The sequence below is a fragment of the Streptomyces sp. NPDC044064 genome, from assembly GCF_056434245.1.
In genome coordinates this window covers 64,197-77,987 of sequence record NZ_JBWKFN010000035.1, presented here as the reverse complement: position 1 = coordinate 77,987, position 13,791 = coordinate 64,197, and the positions used below count along the sequence as shown (strand labels likewise).

15 protein-coding genes are annotated in these 13,791 nt (G+C 72.3%); 5 read left to right on the top strand and 10 right to left on the bottom strand.

Annotation, left to right across the window (positions count from 1 at the left end):
* The first annotated feature begins 173 nt into the window (after positions 1–173).
* Entirely contained in the window at positions 174–821 is a 648-nt protein-coding gene (locus AC07DS_RS39095; protein WP_479153340.1) for a hypothetical protein, read from the top strand.
* A 32-nt stretch (positions 822–853) separates the two neighbouring features.
* On the opposite strand, the gene AC07DS_RS39090 is transcribed toward AC07DS_RS39095, so the two are convergent.
* Positions 854–1,306, bottom strand: a complete 453-nt coding sequence (locus AC07DS_RS39090) for an N-acetyltransferase family protein (RefSeq protein ID WP_479153339.1) — start codon at positions 1,304–1,306, stop codon at positions 854–856.
* A 102-nt stretch (positions 1,307–1,408) separates the two neighbouring features.
* Positions 1,409–3,427: a hypothetical protein gene (locus AC07DS_RS39085; RefSeq protein ID WP_479153337.1), complete on the bottom strand. Its 2,019-nt coding sequence runs from the start codon at positions 3,425–3,427 to the stop codon at positions 1,409–1,411.
* Between the two features lie 196 nt (positions 3,428–3,623).
* Between AC07DS_RS39085 and AC07DS_RS39080 the strand changes: the two genes are divergently transcribed.
* Complete coding sequence (locus tag AC07DS_RS39080; RefSeq protein WP_479153335.1) at positions 3,624–4,583, top strand: D-2-hydroxyacid dehydrogenase family protein; 960 nt, start codon at positions 3,624–3,626, stop codon at positions 4,581–4,583.
* Positions 4,584–5,396: 813 nt separating this feature from the next.
* The gene (locus AC07DS_RS39075; RefSeq protein WP_479153333.1) at positions 5,397–5,690 is read left to right on the top strand and encodes a chaplin; all 294 of its coding nucleotides are present in this window, start codon (positions 5,397–5,399) and stop codon (positions 5,688–5,690) included.
* 65 nt (positions 5,691–5,755) lie between these two features.
* Here AC07DS_RS39075 and AC07DS_RS39070 read toward each other — a convergent pair whose 3' ends face one another.
* The 8 genes from AC07DS_RS39070 to AC07DS_RS39035 form a co-directional block, all read right to left on the bottom strand.
* Positions 5,756–6,622, bottom strand: a complete 867-nt coding sequence (locus AC07DS_RS39070; RefSeq protein WP_479153332.1) for a tyrosinase family protein — start codon at positions 6,620–6,622, stop codon at positions 5,756–5,758.
* Positions 6,606–7,100 (bottom strand): tyrosinase family oxidase copper chaperone, encoded by a 495-nt coding sequence (locus AC07DS_RS39065; RefSeq protein WP_479153330.1) that lies wholly within the window; start codon positions 7,098–7,100, stop codon positions 6,606–6,608. Before AC07DS_RS39065 ends, AC07DS_RS39070 begins: the two co-directional genes overlap by 17 nt.
* Positions 7,101–7,209: 109 nt before the next feature.
* The gene (locus AC07DS_RS39060) at positions 7,210–7,722 is read right to left on the bottom strand and encodes a hypothetical protein (RefSeq protein ID WP_479153328.1); all 513 of its coding nucleotides are present in this window, start codon (positions 7,720–7,722) and stop codon (positions 7,210–7,212) included.
* A 177-nt stretch (positions 7,723–7,899) separates the two neighbouring features.
* Complete coding sequence (locus AC07DS_RS39055) at positions 7,900–8,484, bottom strand: vitamin K epoxide reductase family protein (RefSeq protein ID WP_479153326.1); 585 nt, start codon at positions 8,482–8,484, stop codon at positions 7,900–7,902.
* Positions 8,484–8,984: a DUF5949 family protein gene (locus tag AC07DS_RS39050; RefSeq protein ID WP_479153324.1), complete on the bottom strand. Its 501-nt coding sequence runs from the start codon at positions 8,982–8,984 to the stop codon at positions 8,484–8,486. The genes AC07DS_RS39055 and AC07DS_RS39050 overlap by 1 nt, the downstream gene beginning before the upstream one ends.
* 104 nt (positions 8,985–9,088) lie before the next feature.
* A complete protein-coding gene (locus AC07DS_RS39045) occupies positions 9,089–9,382 on the bottom strand; it encodes a hypothetical protein (RefSeq protein WP_479153323.1) in 294 nt (97 codons plus the stop codon).
* A gap of 191 nt (positions 9,383–9,573) precedes the next feature.
* A complete protein-coding gene (locus AC07DS_RS39040) occupies positions 9,574–10,392 on the bottom strand; it encodes a hypothetical protein (RefSeq protein ID WP_479153321.1) in 819 nt (272 codons plus the stop codon).
* A gap of 168 nt (positions 10,393–10,560) precedes the next feature.
* Entirely contained in the window at positions 10,561–10,800 is a 240-nt protein-coding gene (locus tag AC07DS_RS39035; protein WP_479153319.1) for a chaplin, read from the bottom strand.
* A gap of 325 nt (positions 10,801–11,125) precedes the next feature.
* Here AC07DS_RS39035 and AC07DS_RS39030 point away from each other — a divergent pair, with 325 nt between their 5' ends.
* Together AC07DS_RS39030 and AC07DS_RS39025 are read left to right on the top strand one after the other, a co-directional pair.
* The gene (locus tag AC07DS_RS39030; RefSeq protein ID WP_479153317.1) at positions 11,126–12,370 is read left to right on the top strand and encodes a glycosyltransferase family 4 protein; all 1,245 of its coding nucleotides are present in this window, start codon (positions 11,126–11,128) and stop codon (positions 12,368–12,370) included.
* On the top strand, positions 12,367–13,788 hold the full coding sequence (locus tag AC07DS_RS39025) for an exopolysaccharide biosynthesis polyprenyl glycosylphosphotransferase (protein ID WP_479153315.1): 1,422 nt from the start codon (positions 12,367–12,369) through the stop codon (positions 13,786–13,788). Before AC07DS_RS39030 ends, AC07DS_RS39025 begins: the two co-directional genes overlap by 4 nt.
* Positions 13,789–13,791 lie beyond the last annotated feature (3 nt).

Sequence of the window (13,791 nt, the reverse complement as noted above, 5' to 3'; positions counted from 1 at the left end):
AAACGCAGCCTCTGCCTCCGTGGAGGCTCCAGCGTGCCGGTCCAGGGCCGCGGCGCGCTCAGCGGCGTCCGGTGATATCAGGCCGACAGCCCATGCCAAACCCTCGGCCCACTCATGGTCGTCGACGCCCGGGCCTGCCGCTTCTGTCACAGGAAAGATCATCTCGTGAGGGGATGCGCGACCGCTACTCAATAGGCTCGGTGCACCGTGGCCCTGGACAGGGCTACCGCATTGCGGTGCCGGCCGCCGACAGCGGTACGGCGCAGGTGAACACCTACGCCCGGCAGTTCGACATCGTGAATCAGGCCGCACAGCAGCGGTCTTCCGAGGACTTCTTCCTGGTCACGCACAAGCCGCTCTGGATGGTGAAAGCGGCCGGTCAGGCTCAGGGCGCGGTGGAATGGGCGACTCATGTCCTCGACGACGCCGTGGCCCACACCTCTCTGGGGCGGCCGGCGAACAATGTGCGCCTGGTGCTGTCGGGGCACATCCATCTCTTCCAGACGCTCGATTTCGACACCCGCCGCCCGCCCCAGCTGACCGTGGGCTCCTCGGGCGGACCGCTGGACAACGGCCCGATCGACAGCAACGCCATCAAGCAACAGATCGGCACGCCGCAGCAGGCCGTCCATGATTCGCGCACCCAGGAAGTCAATCCCACGGCCACTCCGCCACTGCTCTCGGGAGTCTTCGGCTACGGACAGCTCCACCACAACAACGGAACCTGGGACCTGACCTTCCACAGGACGGACGGTTCGGTGCGCGGTCAGACCTGCACGCTGAGCACGAGCCTCACCAGCAAGTCGTTCACCTGCCACTGAACGGCCCCGGTGCACGGCTGTGGCCGGGAAGCTCAGGGCGCGGCCGAGGCCGGCTCGCGGAACATGAACACGTCGACCGGGTCCTCGGTCTCGACGGTGAAGCCGTGCCGCTCGTACAGCCGCCGGGCCGGGCTGCCCTGCAGCACCTGCAGCCGGACCGCGGTGCCGTCACGGTCGCAGCGCTCCAGCAGCTCGCGCAGTACGGCCCCGCCGATGCCACTGCCCTGCAGGTGCGGGGCCAGGTAGAAGTGTTCCAGCCAGTGGGCGTCCGCGGCCGGGCGCAGTGCGACGCCGCCGGCGAACGCACCGGCCGCCTCGATCACCCAGGTGTGCGTCGGCACGAACCTGTCCCGCAGCCGCTGCCGCACCCGCTGCTCGTCGTAGCGCCCGAGCCGCTCCAGATCCGCCCGCATCACCACGGCCCGCAGCTCGGCCAGCGGCTCGAGGTCCGCCATCGACGCCGGCCGTATCTCCCAGTCCGCCATGATCGCCAGGCTATCGCGCCGTGAACTGCACGTTCTTACCGGAGCATGGCGCGGGATCCACCCGCACCGGCTCTGTCCCGTCGGATACGGCCCGGCCCGCGCTCAGGCCGCCAGTTCCGCGTCCCCCTCCTCCGCCTCCGCGCGCTCCGCCGCAGCCAGCGCCGCCAGTGCGTTCGCCGCCGCGTTGAAGCGCTCCATGGAAGTGGGGTGGTCCGGGCCGAGGACGTACTCCTTGAGGATGCGGCGGTCGAGGGCCATCGGGTCGGTGTACGGCGCCCGGACCGCGTTCAGGATCTCCGGGAGGCGGGTGCACTCGCGGTCGAGGAGGTAGGCGCCGCCCGCGGTGGTGTAGGCGGCCCGGAACTCGTCGTCGGGCAGGTCGCGGGCGTTGGTGAGGACGTAGGGCTTGAGGCCGGCCACGAAGTCGGCGACGACCGAGGAGACGTCGCTGATGAGGATGTCCGCCTGGTTGAAGCACTCGTAGAGGGCGGGCAGTTGCTTGAGGATCACGTTGTGGCGGACCGGGCCCCGGCTCTCCCAGAAGATCCGGTGCCACTCGGCGCGCAGCTCCTGCCACTCGGCCGCCCCCGCGCGGTCGGGCACCCGGGCCTCGCGCAGCTGCTCGGCGTCGTCGCCGCCGAGCCGGCCGGACAGTTCGTCGAGGCGGGCCTGTATCTCCTGCAGCCGGGGCTTCGCCGCGGCGACCGCGGCCTCGGCCTCGGCGGCGCCGCGCTGTTCGTTGTCGGCCCGCAGCAGCTCGCGGATCGCCTTGTCGGCCGCGGCCGCCTCGGCGGAGCGCTTGCCGGTGAGCGGGTGCGGCTTGTAGATGACCCGGACGTTCTGCGTGAGGAGCTGCTCGATCAGGGACACGCCCATCGGGATCAGCGAGGTGTGGCAGTCGTCGTCGCTCCAGCCCTCCCAGGTGGGCGCGTAGAGGACGACGGGGAGCGGGCCGGGTGTGTGCTCGGCGTGCAGGCGGATCGACGAGAGCTGCGGGCGGCCCACCTCGACGATGGCGCTGTCGCTGATCGCGTGCCGGACCCGCTGGTAGCGGTCGCGGCCCGCGCGGCCGGCCACCCAGATCTCGTCGTACACCTTGCTGACCCGGTTGCTGCTGGCGAGCTTGTCGCTGTCGCCGTGGCCGATGAAGACGTGCTTGGCCTCGGCCACCCGCAGCATGTGCACGTTCTTGCCCGCGTTGCCCGGGTAGAGGACGACCCGGACGCCGGACAGCTCCAGTTCGGCCAGGTCGTCGGCCTTGGGGACGCAGACCACCGGGATCCAGGTGCGGCTGAGATAGCGGAACGAGGCGCGCTCCCGAAGGATGATGACCGGGCGCAGGTCGAGCTGTTCCAGCGTCTCGATCCACATGTTGACCTGGTACATGAAGTCCCGGGAGACGGAGGCGAAGCTGAAGTACAGCGCCACCTCGGGCCGGTATCCGGCGAGCTGGCGGTTGACCTCGGCGAACACCTCGTCCCGGGCGGGCATGCGGCGGACCCTGCGGTACTGGCCCAGCAGCGCGAGGACGCCCGCCGCGGTCACACCGACGGCGAGGGCGAAGCCGGTGTACGCGATTCCCCAGGTCCCGGCGGCCAGAGCGGCGAGGAGGCCGGCGTGGGCGGGCAGGTCCAGGTGGAGAAGCTTGCGCAGGCTGCGCCGGTAGAGGACGGCGGGCGGCTGCTTCGGGACGGGCAGCCCGCTCATGTCGAGGTTGCGCACGACCAGCGGCAGCACCCGGCGCCTGCGGATCGCGTGATGCACCGCCGTGTACAGCATCATCATCGCGAAGTGGGCGCTGAAGACGGCGAGCGCGGCGACCAGCACCTCGTCCGGCGCGTCCGTCCGGCTGGCCAGCGCGAGCAGCATCACGGTGCGGACCGCGAATCGCAGCGGGCGGGTGAGCTGCAGCGTCGCCAGCCTGCGCACGAAGCCCGGAGCCCTGGAGTGCAGCACCTCGTCCGCGAGATACGTCACCGCCGATGCCGCGGCGAAGCCCCACAGGGACGGCAGCAGCGCGAAGACGGGCAGCGCGGCGAAGCCGGCACCGAGCAGGAGTACGAGGAGCAGGTCGGTCGCCCCGCGCACGCGCAGGACACCACACAACCGACGGATCATCATGAGCAGAATTCCTCTTCCGGGATGGCAGGCGCGTGGTGGGGCAAACGCCGCTGTTCATCAGTTCGACGTAAGAAGAGGGTGAAGAGTTGTACACCACACGGAAAGAAGCAGTTCACGTTCCGTTTGGCTGGTGTAAGGCGCCCGGCTCCCGCTCCGGAGCTGCCGGTACAGTCGCCGCGGGGAAGGGAGAGACGACGTGCGACTTCGCTGCGCGGTCCTGGACGACTTCCAGGGTGTGGCCACCGAGTCGGCCGACTGGTCGGTGATCGAGGACCGGGTGGAGGTCGTCGCACTGCGCGAGCACCTCGACGGCGAGGACGCCCTCGCCGCGACCCTCGCCGACTACGACATCGTCGTCACCCTGCGCGAACGCGTCCCGTTCCCCGGCTCGCTGATCGCACGCCTGCCGCGGCTGCGGCTGCTCGTCGCCTCGGGGATGCGCAACAGCGTCATCGACTACGCCGCCGCCGAGGCGCACGGCGTCACCGTGTGCGGTACGGCGAGTGCGTCGACGCCTCCCGTCGAGCTGACCTGGGCGCTGCTGCTGGGCCTGGCCCGCGGGATCGTCGGGGAGAGCGGGGCGCTGCGCTCCGGCGGGCCCTGGCAGTCCACCGTCGGCGCCGACCTGCACGGCCGCCGGCTGGGTCTGCTCGGGCTGGGGAAGATCGGCGGCCGGGTGGCGCAGGTCGGGCTCGCCTTCGGCATGCGGGTCGCCGCCTGGAGCCAGAACCTGACCGGGGAACGGGCCGCGGAAGTGGGTGCGGAACTCGCCGCCTCCAAGGAGGACCTGCTGGCCACCAGCGACTTCGTCTCCGTCCACCTGGCCCTCGGCGACCGCACCCGGAGTCTCGTCGGCGCCGCCGAACTGGCCCTGATGAAGCCGACGGCCTACCTGGTCAACACCTCCCGCGCGGCGATCGTGGACCAGGACGCCCTGCTGGCCGCGCTCCACGAGGGCCGGATCGCGGGCGCCGGTGTCGATGTCTTCGACGTCGAGCCGCTGCCCGCGGACCACCCGATGCGCACCGCACCCCGCCTCCTCGCCACGCCCCACCTCGGCTATGTGTCCCGGGCCAACTACGCGACGTACTACGGCCAGGCGGTGGAGAACATCCAGGCCCACCTCGCGGGTTCCCCGGTACGGCAACTTCCCTGAGGCCGCGTCACGCGACGGACGGATCTGCACCGGCAGAGACTTGACGCTGCGCCGATCGGAAACTTGACGCTGCGCCAATCGCAAACTTGACGCTTCGTCAATTAGCCTTAACGCACGGGTAGATGTCGCATATGCCAGAGGTCTACCGGATGGCGTCGCCGCGTCACATGCTCGATCTCGCCGGAGTCCTCGCACCAGGCCCCGCAGGCGCTCGTCCACGACCCGCTCCGGGCACTCGACGCCCGGCCCGAAGGTCCGCTCGGCGATCGCAGCACCGGCTTCTCCCGGGCCCACCGAGCCGTCGGCCGCACCAGCCGCCCGCCCCGTACGAAGGGGTCCAGGACGGCGTCCGCCGCGCCTCCGGCCCGTGCTCCGGCCGCGCCGACTCGCTGAACAGGCCGTAGAAGAGAGGTAGTTCATGCTGCGCGCCGCCCGTCATCACCTGTTCGCCCAGCCGCGCCCGCGTCAGCACGGTGCCCTTCGCCGACAGCCGGGCCGCCTCGGCGATCCGCTCGGGGCCGTCCGAGCCCAGTGCCACGGCGGCGGGAGCACGCAGCCGGCTCCCCTCGGCCGACGGCCCGGTCAACTGCCGGACCGGCGCGGCCGTGTCGGTGCCGGCGCCGGTGGTCATGACCGGCGGTCAGGGGGACATCCGCACCCGACGTCTCGTATTAACACCGGCCCGCGTCAACGCTCTTACGGGGAGAGTGAACCCCGCCGATCACCGTGACCGGCCCCGTACCACGCAGTTGAAGGGGCAGCGCGGTGGCTGGTCCTGCCACCGCACTCACCGAGCAACAGAAGGAGAACGTGATGTCTCGCATCGCGAAGGCAGCCGCCGTCGCTCTCGGCACCGGTGCCGTGGTGATCAGCGGGGCCGGCCTGGCCCTGGCCGATGCGGGCGCCCAGGGCGGGTCCGCCAACTCGCCCGGCGTCCTGTCCGGCAACGTGGTCGAGGTTCCCGTCCACGTGCCCGTGAACCTGTGCGGGGACACGGTTGACGTCATCGGCCTGCTGAACCCCGCCTTCGGCAACGGCTGCGCCAACCCGGGCACCCCCACCGGCACCCCCGGCACCCCCAGCACCCCCGGTGGCTACGGCAGCTGAGCCCAGCGCACAGGAGAAAGCCCCGGCACCTCGAGCGCCGGGGCTCTTCTCATGCCGTCACGCGCTCACGCGTACCGGTAGACCTTGCTCATGTCCTCCAGCCCGTCCGGCGTCACGTTCCAGGGCGGCAGCTTCTGGTGCCGGGAGACGATCCGCCCGCGCTGCGGGTCGGCGGATCCGGGCGGGTCCGCGGGCAGATAGCGGTGGCTGCGGTGGGCGCGCTGCCACCGGTACCACTGCAGGTCCAGGAAGGCGTGGTGCAGCCAGAACACCGGGTCGTTGACGGAGGCGCCGCCGAGCATCTCGCCGCCGACCCATCGGTGCACCCGGTTGTGGTTGCGCCAGGAGCCGCTGCCGCTGCCGGTCCCCCAGCCCTCCAGCTTGTTGCGGAAGCCCCGGGTGACCGTCGAGTCCCAGGGCCGGACGTCGTAGACGGCGTCGTCGAGGGCCCATTTCAGCTCGCTCTTGGTGGGCAGCGCGATGGGGGCGGCGGAACGGCCCAGGTCCCGGGTGAGGAACTTGCCGTCCGTGATCCCCTCCTTGATGGTCCAGTGGCCCGCCGAGTAGGCGAACGGACCGGTCATCACCTGCCGGTCGGAGCGCCGCCCGTTGCCGCCCAGCAGGTCCTTCGTCCAGGGCACGGACGTCGTCGTACGGTCCCGGGTCCAGTCCCAGTACGGCACCGTCACCGAGGAGTCCACGCGGCGCAGCGCCCGTTCCAGGTCCAGCACGAACCTGCGGTGCCAGGGCAGGAAGGAGGGGGCCATGTGCGCGGTGCGCAGGCCGGCCTCGCCGTCGGCGGTGTAGTAGTTGATGTGCAGGCGCACGAACTCGTCGTACTCACCACGCCGTTTGAGCTCCAGCAGGGCCTTCACGAACCGCCGGCGCTCGGTGGGGGTGAGCGTGCTGACGTCCTTACGCACGTACGCCATGCTCACCCCCCATGTGCATGTGTGCCGTCGTCGGCGTCCCGCCGACCGGGCCCGGGGCGAGGTCGCGCAGCTGCCGGCCGGGGCCCATCTCGTCGACGGCGGCGCGGGTCGCCTCCAGCGGGGTGCGGTACGAGCTGTAGTGGTCCACCATGCTCAGCCAGGTGCCGTCGGCCCGGCGCATCAGGTGCAGCGGGCGGCCGTCGACGGTGACCTGCCATTCGCTCTGGGGCACGGCGCGGCCGGCGATCGGCACCAGGACGCCCAGGATGCGGCGGCCCCGGTAGGTCTCGTCGAAGGAGCTGCCCTCGGGGCCGTCCGCCGAGGGGACCGGGCGGGAGGCGGCGACGACCGGTGCCAGCGCCAGGGCGGCGGCCGAGGCCAGCAGTCCCCGCGTCATCTCCCTCCGCGTCACTCTCCACGCACCCACTCTGACCTGCTGCTCCGCCCCCATCGCTACGCCATCGGCACCCACGACCATCGCTCTCTCCTCGTCCGGGATCAGATGTCCGTACGGGTAACCGTCGGAACGCGGACGGGGTCACCGGCACAGAGCCATCCGGTGGGTACGGCGGCCTCCGTACCGCCGGCTACAGGCCCGGGCCCGTGCCCAGGGAGGCGCCGGGGACGGTCCGCAGGGCCGGGGCGACGACGCCGGCCTGGGGGAGCTTGAGGTCCGGGAGGCCGAAGTTGTCCGGGTCGGGCTGGGTCACGGGGGCGTCCAGTGCCAGGCCGGGGCCGAGCGTGTACAGGTCGGAGGCGGGGGCGCCCATGCCGACGTGGTCGAAGCCGTCACCGAGGACGCGCGGCAGGGGTGCCCTGAGGTCCGCGCCGGGCAGGGCACCGGTCACCGGAAGCTGGGGCAGCGCCCGCTCGGGCAGGAGCCGCCCGGTGGCGTACCGCGGCCCTTCGGGGGCGCCCGGGGTCAGCAGCGGCACCTCGACACCGGCCTTGGGCACCTCCATGTTCAGGGAGTCGGAGACACCTTCCAGCGGTACGGCGACGGGGACCGCACCGACCGCCGCGGCGGGACCGGCGGCCCCCACGACGGCCGCGACGCCCGTGACGACTGCGGCAAGGGTTCCTCGGGTGGTCGACTTCATGGCAGGTACGGGCCCTTTCAGGATGCGTAGGGTTCGACGTCCGTACCGCGTAACGAGCCGGAAAACGACATCAGCTCACATTTCGCCCGAGTGCAGCAATTGTCGGCTCGTCACTCATCAGCTCGTCACTTGTCGGCTGTTCACTCATCGGCTCGTCATTCATCAGCCGATCCTTCATCAGCTGGTCCAGAAGTCCCACCATCGGGTCAGTACGAGCATTCCGACGACACCGACGTGCAGGAGCGGAGGCAGCCAGGTGAACTCCGCGAAGAAGGTCCTGGCCCATCCGGGGGCGGGCAGGAACCCGTTTCCGACGACGAGCGCGGTGGCGTACCAGAACATGACGATCGTGGCGACCCACGCCAGACAGCACCACAGGCACAGCGCGTTGATCCGGTACAGCGACTGGAACTGCAGCCAGGTGCAGAACCCCACGCCGAACAGGCACCCGGCCTCGAACGACAGCCAGTACCAGCCGGGGAACCGGGCGTCGGCCAGCAGGCTCATGCCGACGCAGACGACGATCCCGTAGGCCACCAGGCCCAGCATCGGGTTGGGGAACCCGAAGGCCGCGGCCTGGTCGCTCTTCATCACACTGCCGCAGGACACCACCGGGTTCAGACTGCATCCGGGGACGAAGTTCGGGTTCTCCAGCAGCTTGAACTTGTCGAGGGTGATGACCCAGGAGGCGAGCAGCCCGGCCGCCCCGGTGATCACCAGCAGCAGCCCGAGTCCCCTGCCGCCGGCCAGGGTCCGGGGCATCAGCGGCGCAGGCTGCGGGCCGGCAGGACGACGTGCGCGGCGGCCTTCAGGGTCTCGTCCGCACCGGCGAAGGCGGCCAGCGCGGCGGGCTCGACGGGCTTGCCGGGCTCGCCCTCGGGCCAGGCGCGGGTGGTGAAGACGAGGTAGGCGTAACCGCGTTTGGCGACGGCGGCGAGCCACTCCGGCGGCGCGTCGGCCTGGGCGACCAGCTGCGGCATGTTGAGGACGGCCTGACCGGCCTCGACCAGCAGGGTGACGGGCAGGCTCGGCTTGGCGGTGCCGTCGACCAGGTCGCCGCCGACCGGCAGGCCGTTGCCCTCCAGCAGCCGCCCGACCGCGGCGGCGGTGGCCTCCGGGCCGCCCTCGGCGTCCCCGAGGGAGTAGGCCAGCAGGTACGGCATGTCGCTGCCGTCGGGTGACTCGCCGCTCCAGGGAAGGACGACGAGCGTGCCGAGGGCGGCGGCGCGGAAGGGGCGGGCTTCGCTTGAGGTTGAGGTCACCGCGCGACCTTATCGACGGGGTGTGGCGCGGCCCGGCGGCTTCTCACTCTTACGGACCAGCGCCCGGGGCCGCTCCACACGATCGAGGGAAGGGGTCTCGAACCTCAGCTCTGCAGGGGCAGGCCGCCGAGCAGCGGGTTGTGCTGGTTCAGAGCACCGGTGGCGCCCTTGACGGTGCTGAGCACGGAGTCCTTGTTCTCGGTGCTGAGCGCGTCCGACTGGTGCTGCAGCGGCATGACGTCGTGCAGGGTGAAACCGCCCTTGGAGAGCGTGTTCACGGCGCCGTTGAGGCTGGTGGGCGTGAGGTCGGCGGTGCTGTGGGCGGCGAACGCGGGCGCGGCGACGCCGGCCAGGGCCACGGAACCGGCAACGACAGCGGCAGCCTTCAGGGACTTCATCCTGTTCCTTTCTTCGGCAACTCAGGTCGCCCCAGGGAGTTCTGACGCCGTGCCTAACGAGAGCCCTCCGGGCCGGAAACTCCGCGCCGAGAAGACATATGAGATCCCCTCCCGGCCGGTGAACAGCGCTCGGCCGTCGCGCCCGACGGATACGGCGGACACGACGGCCGAGGCGGCGCGAGCAGCGCGGATCACCCGGTGGGCAGCGCCGGCTCCGCCGGAAGGCTGGGCAGCGGCACGGGCAGCGGCAGGGGCAGGCCGCCGATGGTCGAGGTGATCAGGTCGACCAGGTCGCTCACGGCTCCGGTGACGGTGACCAGCAGCGCGTCGACGTTGGAGGTGACGGCCTGGAGCAGCGCGTCGATCGCGTTCTGCAGGTCGCCGGTGAGGTCGCGGGCCTGGCCGGCCTTGACGTCGCTCTTGGCGAACGTGGTGAGCAGGGGCGCGGCCGCGGGCACGGTCGGCGCGCCCACACTCGGGTCGGCCGGCAGGGACGGTGCGGCGGGCCGGCCCGGCGAGGCCGACGTGCTCGGGGAGGCCGACATGCTCGGGGAGGCGGCCGTGTTCGGGGAGGCCGACATGCTCGGGGAGGCGGCCGTGTTCGACATGGCCGGATCGGTGTTCGACATGGCCGGATCGGTGGGGGTCGCCGGGGTGGTGGGCGTGGCCGGGGTGGCGGGCGTCGCCGGTGCCGTCGGCGCTGCCGCGGCGGCCTTGGCGACGGCCGCCTTGGCCGCTTCGCCGAGCCTGCGGGCCTGGTCTGGGGTCAGCCGGCCCTTCTGCAGGGACTGGTCGAGCAGGTCGACGACCGGGTTGAGCACGGGGTCGACGTTGCGCAGGGACCTGACCTGGGCGAGCAGCGCGTCGGCGCCGGGGACCGCCGAACGGGAGCCGGCGTGGGTGCGCTCCCGGGCCGAGTCGGCGGCGACGGCGGCGGGGCCGGCGATACCGACCAGGAGGGCGGCGCAGAGGGTCGTGGACGCGAGACGCCGCACGGGCAGCACACGCATGGAGGTTCCTTTCGGTGGGGCAGGGGCCTGAGCCCACCGTTGAACCAGCCATGACGTTCCGCAACCGCTCACCCACCTGGAGTGAACCATCCGGGGGAGACCTGAACCGGCCGCCCGCCCGCGGACGAAGCGCGGGCGGACGGCCGGCCGAAGGGGTGCGTCCCGACGTCAGTCGTTGGTGCAGTGCCCGCCGAACGACGGGTTCAGCAGACCGATGACGTCGACGGTGTCACCGCAGACGTTGACCGGCACGTGAACCGGAACCTCGACGACGTTGCCCGACGCCACACCCGGCGAGTTGGCGGCGGTGCCGAGCGCGCCGGAGTCGGCGGCAGCCACACCGGCACCGCCGGCGACGGCCGCGATGGCGGCGGAGGTCAGGACCAGACCCTTCGCGATACGCGACATGGAGAGGTGCTCCTTGAAATCGACACGAACATCCGGGCGGAATGCCCAGCGCTGTGTCAACGCACGACACCGCCTGGGGTTGTGCCGCCAATGGAGTGATCCCTCAGGAAAGAAACCTTCACGATTCCAGCACATATGTCCGGGTTTCTTCCTGACCGCCGCACTCAGCGACCGCGACGCGGTGGTGACCAGCCGGGCGTCCGGCTCGTTTCCCAGCCGGACGCGTCGTGAGCCGGCGCTTCTTCCGTCGCCGTGAACGCGCGGGCATGACGCGCGTACCCACCCGCACCCCCCGAGCACCCCCGTGAGCGAGGTAACCCGCGAAATGCACCAGCCAGCACCCGACTTCCGGCCGCGGGTCCTGCATCTCGCGCAACCCGTCGACGGCGGGGTCGCCCGAGTCGTACTGGACCTCGTGCGGGCCCAGCTCACGGCCGGTCTGCGGGTCACGGCCGGGTGCCCCGGCGGCGAACTCGCCGCGGCCCTGCGGGACCTGGGCGCCGATGTGCGCGAGTGGCGGGCCGGGCGGTCACCGGGTCCGGGGCTGGCCGGTGAGATAGGACGGCTCGCACGACTGATCGACGAGGTACGGCCCGAACTGGTGCACGCACACAGCGCCAAGGCGGGACTCGCCGCCCGGCTCGTCGTGCGCGGGCGCATTCCGACCGTGTTCCAGCCGCACGCGTGGTCGTTCGAGGCCGTCGGCGGCGCCGCCGCCGCCCTCGCTCTGCGCTGGGAGCGGTGGGGGGCGCGCTGGGCCCACCGGGTGGTGTGCGTCAGCGAGGCAGAGCGCACGACCGGAACGAGCGCCGGGGTGCGCGCCGCGTACGCCGTGATCCCCAACGGCATCGACCTCGAGCGTTTCTCCCCCGCACCCGGCTTCTCCCTCATACCCGCCATGCCCGGCTCCTCCCTCACACCCGCGCCCACGGCACCGGAGCGCGACCGTGTCGCCCTGCTGCCCGGCCTCGACCCGACTGCGCCGCTGGTCGTCTGCGTCGGCCGGCTGTGCCGGCAGAAGGGCCAGGACGTGCTGCTGCGGGCCTGGGAGCGCATCCTGCACGCGGTGCCGGACGCCCGGCTGGTGCTCGTCGGCGACGGACCCGACCGCGCCGCGCTGGGCCGGCAGGCCCACCCCGCAGTCCACTTCACCGGTGCCGTGGCCGACCCCGTGCCCTGGTACCGGGCCGCCGACCTGGTGGTCCTGCCCTCGCGCTGGGAGGGCATGGCCCTCGCCCCGCTGGAGGCGCTGGCCTGCGGGCGGCCGGTCGTGGTCACCGACGTGGACGGCGCCCGCGAGAGCCTGCCGCCCGCGCACACGGCCCGCTGTCTGGTCCCGCCGGAGGACGCCGAGGCGCTGGCCGGGGCCGTCGTCGCGCTGCTGTCCGACGCTGCGCTGCGCGCGTCACTGGGCGAACAGGGGCGCCGTCACGTCCGGTCCACGCACGACATACGGCAGAGCGCGGAGCGGGTCGCGGACCTCTACCGCGCGCTCCTCGGCGCCCCGGCGGCGGACGAGGAAACACGCCCGTCCATGCCCTCCGAGTGCAGGGAGTCCATCCACTCGTGACTGCGGAACGCACCGTCCCCTCCCCCGGCGGGCAGCCACGGGACCACGGATTCCCGCCCGTCCCGGTCATGCCGGCCCGCCCCTCGGGCGGCTTCCGGTTCCCGGCTCGGCGGCGGCCCGCACGGCCCGCCTCACCCCTGCCGCTGCTCGCCGCCGACCTGCTCGCCGCGCTGGCGGGCGCGGTCACGCTGGGCGAGGCGGACCGCCGCCTGCTGCCGGTCGTCGTGCTGCTGTCGGGGGCGATACTCCTGCGCCCGCCCTCGCCCCGGCCGCTGCCCGGCGTGCTCGACGAACTGCCCGTCGTCTGCGGCCGGATCGCGGTCGCCTGGCTCTCCCTCGCCGCCCTGCTCGCCGCCGACGACCCCGGCCGCGCGCTGACCGCCCGCGCGCTGCTGCTGGGCTGGGCGGTGCACGCGACGGCGGCCTGCGCGGCCCGCGGCTGCGTGTACTGGCGGCGCCGCATGGTGCTGGTGCGCCACCCGCGTACGGCCCTGCTCGTCGGCTCCGCCGGAACCGCCCAGCGGGTCGCCGCCGCGCTGCTGCGGCACCCGCGCTGCGGGGTGCGGCCGGTGGGGGTCGTCGCCGAGCGTCCCGACGGCAGGGGCGGGCTGCCCGTGCTCACCAGCGGCGAGGAGGTGGAGCGGGCGCTCATCCAGAACGGGGTGCGGGTCGTGCTCACCGTCGAGCCGGCCATGCGCACCCGGCAGGGTCCGCTGCTGCGGGCGATGGCCGAGTCGGGCTGCACGGTGTGGGAGGTGGACGCGGACTGCCCGTCGTACGAGAGGCGCGACCAGCTCGCCGGGTTCTCCGTGCGCCGCCTGGACCTGGGCGACCGGCGGCGCGGCAGCCTCGGCAAGCGGCTGCTGGACACGGTGGTGTCCGGGATCCTGCTGGTGCTGGCCGGTCCGGTGCTGCTGGTGTGCGCGGTCGTGCTCAGACTCACCGACGGGCCCGGGGTGGTCTTCCGGCAGGAGCGCGTCGGCAGGAACGGGCGCCCCTTCACCCTGCTGAAGTTCCGCACCCACCGCCCGGTCGACGAGCACGAGGCGGCGACCCGGTGGAGCGTGGCGGGCGAGCGCGAGATGAGCCGCTTCTGCCGCTTCCTGCGGGTGACCTCCCTGGACGAGCTGCTCCAGCTGTGGAACGTCTTCCGGGGCGACATGAGCCTGGTCGGCCCACGCCCCGAACGCCCCTACTTCGTCACCCGGTTCAGCCGGGTCCATCCCGGCTACGCGGCCCGCCACCGCATGCGGACCGGCATCACCGGCCTCGCCCAGATCAACGGCCTGCGCGGCGACACCTCCATCGAGGACCGGGCCCGCTTCGACAACGCCTACATCGACGACTGGTCGCTGTGGCAGGACATCTGCATCCTGCTGCGCACCGCGGCCGCGCTCGTGCGTTCCACGGGGAGCTGACCG

Excerpts from the sequence above, each read along its gene's own strand:
- AC07DS_RS39095 (WP_479153340.1), top strand. The coding sequence starts at position 174 with ATGCGCGACCGCTACTCAATAGGCTCGGTGCACCGTGGCCCTGGACAG.
- AC07DS_RS39090 (WP_479153339.1), bottom strand. The coding sequence starts at position 1,306 with ATGGCGGACTGGGAGATACGGCCGGCGTCGATGGCGGACCTCGAGCCG.
- AC07DS_RS39085 (WP_479153337.1), bottom strand. The coding sequence starts at position 3,427 with ATGATGATCCGTCGGTTGTGTGGTGTCCTGCGCGTGCGCGGGGCGACC.
- AC07DS_RS39075 (WP_479153333.1), top strand. The coding sequence starts at position 5,397 with ATGTCTCGCATCGCGAAGGCAGCCGCCGTCGCTCTCGGCACCGGTGCC.
- AC07DS_RS39070 (WP_479153332.1), bottom strand. The coding sequence starts at position 6,622 with ATGGCGTACGTGCGTAAGGACGTCAGCACGCTCACCCCCACCGAGCGC.
- AC07DS_RS39065 (WP_479153330.1), bottom strand. The coding sequence starts at position 7,100 with ATGGTCGTGGGTGCCGATGGCGTAGCGATGGGGGCGGAGCAGCAGGTC.
- AC07DS_RS39060 (WP_479153328.1), bottom strand. The coding sequence starts at position 7,722 with ATGAAGTCGACCACCCGAGGAACCCTTGCCGCAGTCGTCACGGGCGTC.
- AC07DS_RS39055 (WP_479153326.1), bottom strand. The coding sequence starts at position 8,484 with ATGCCCCGGACCCTGGCCGGCGGCAGGGGACTCGGGCTGCTGCTGGTG.
- AC07DS_RS39045 (WP_479153323.1), bottom strand. The coding sequence starts at position 9,382 with ATGAAGTCCCTGAAGGCTGCCGCTGTCGTTGCCGGTTCCGTGGCCCTG.
- AC07DS_RS39040 (WP_479153321.1), bottom strand. The coding sequence starts at position 10,392 with ATGCGTGTGCTGCCCGTGCGGCGTCTCGCGTCCACGACCCTCTGCGCC.
- AC07DS_RS39035 (WP_479153319.1), bottom strand. The coding sequence starts at position 10,800 with ATGTCGCGTATCGCGAAGGGTCTGGTCCTGACCTCCGCCGCCATCGCG.
- AC07DS_RS39030 (WP_479153317.1), top strand. The coding sequence starts at position 11,126 with ATGCACCAGCCAGCACCCGACTTCCGGCCGCGGGTCCTGCATCTCGCG.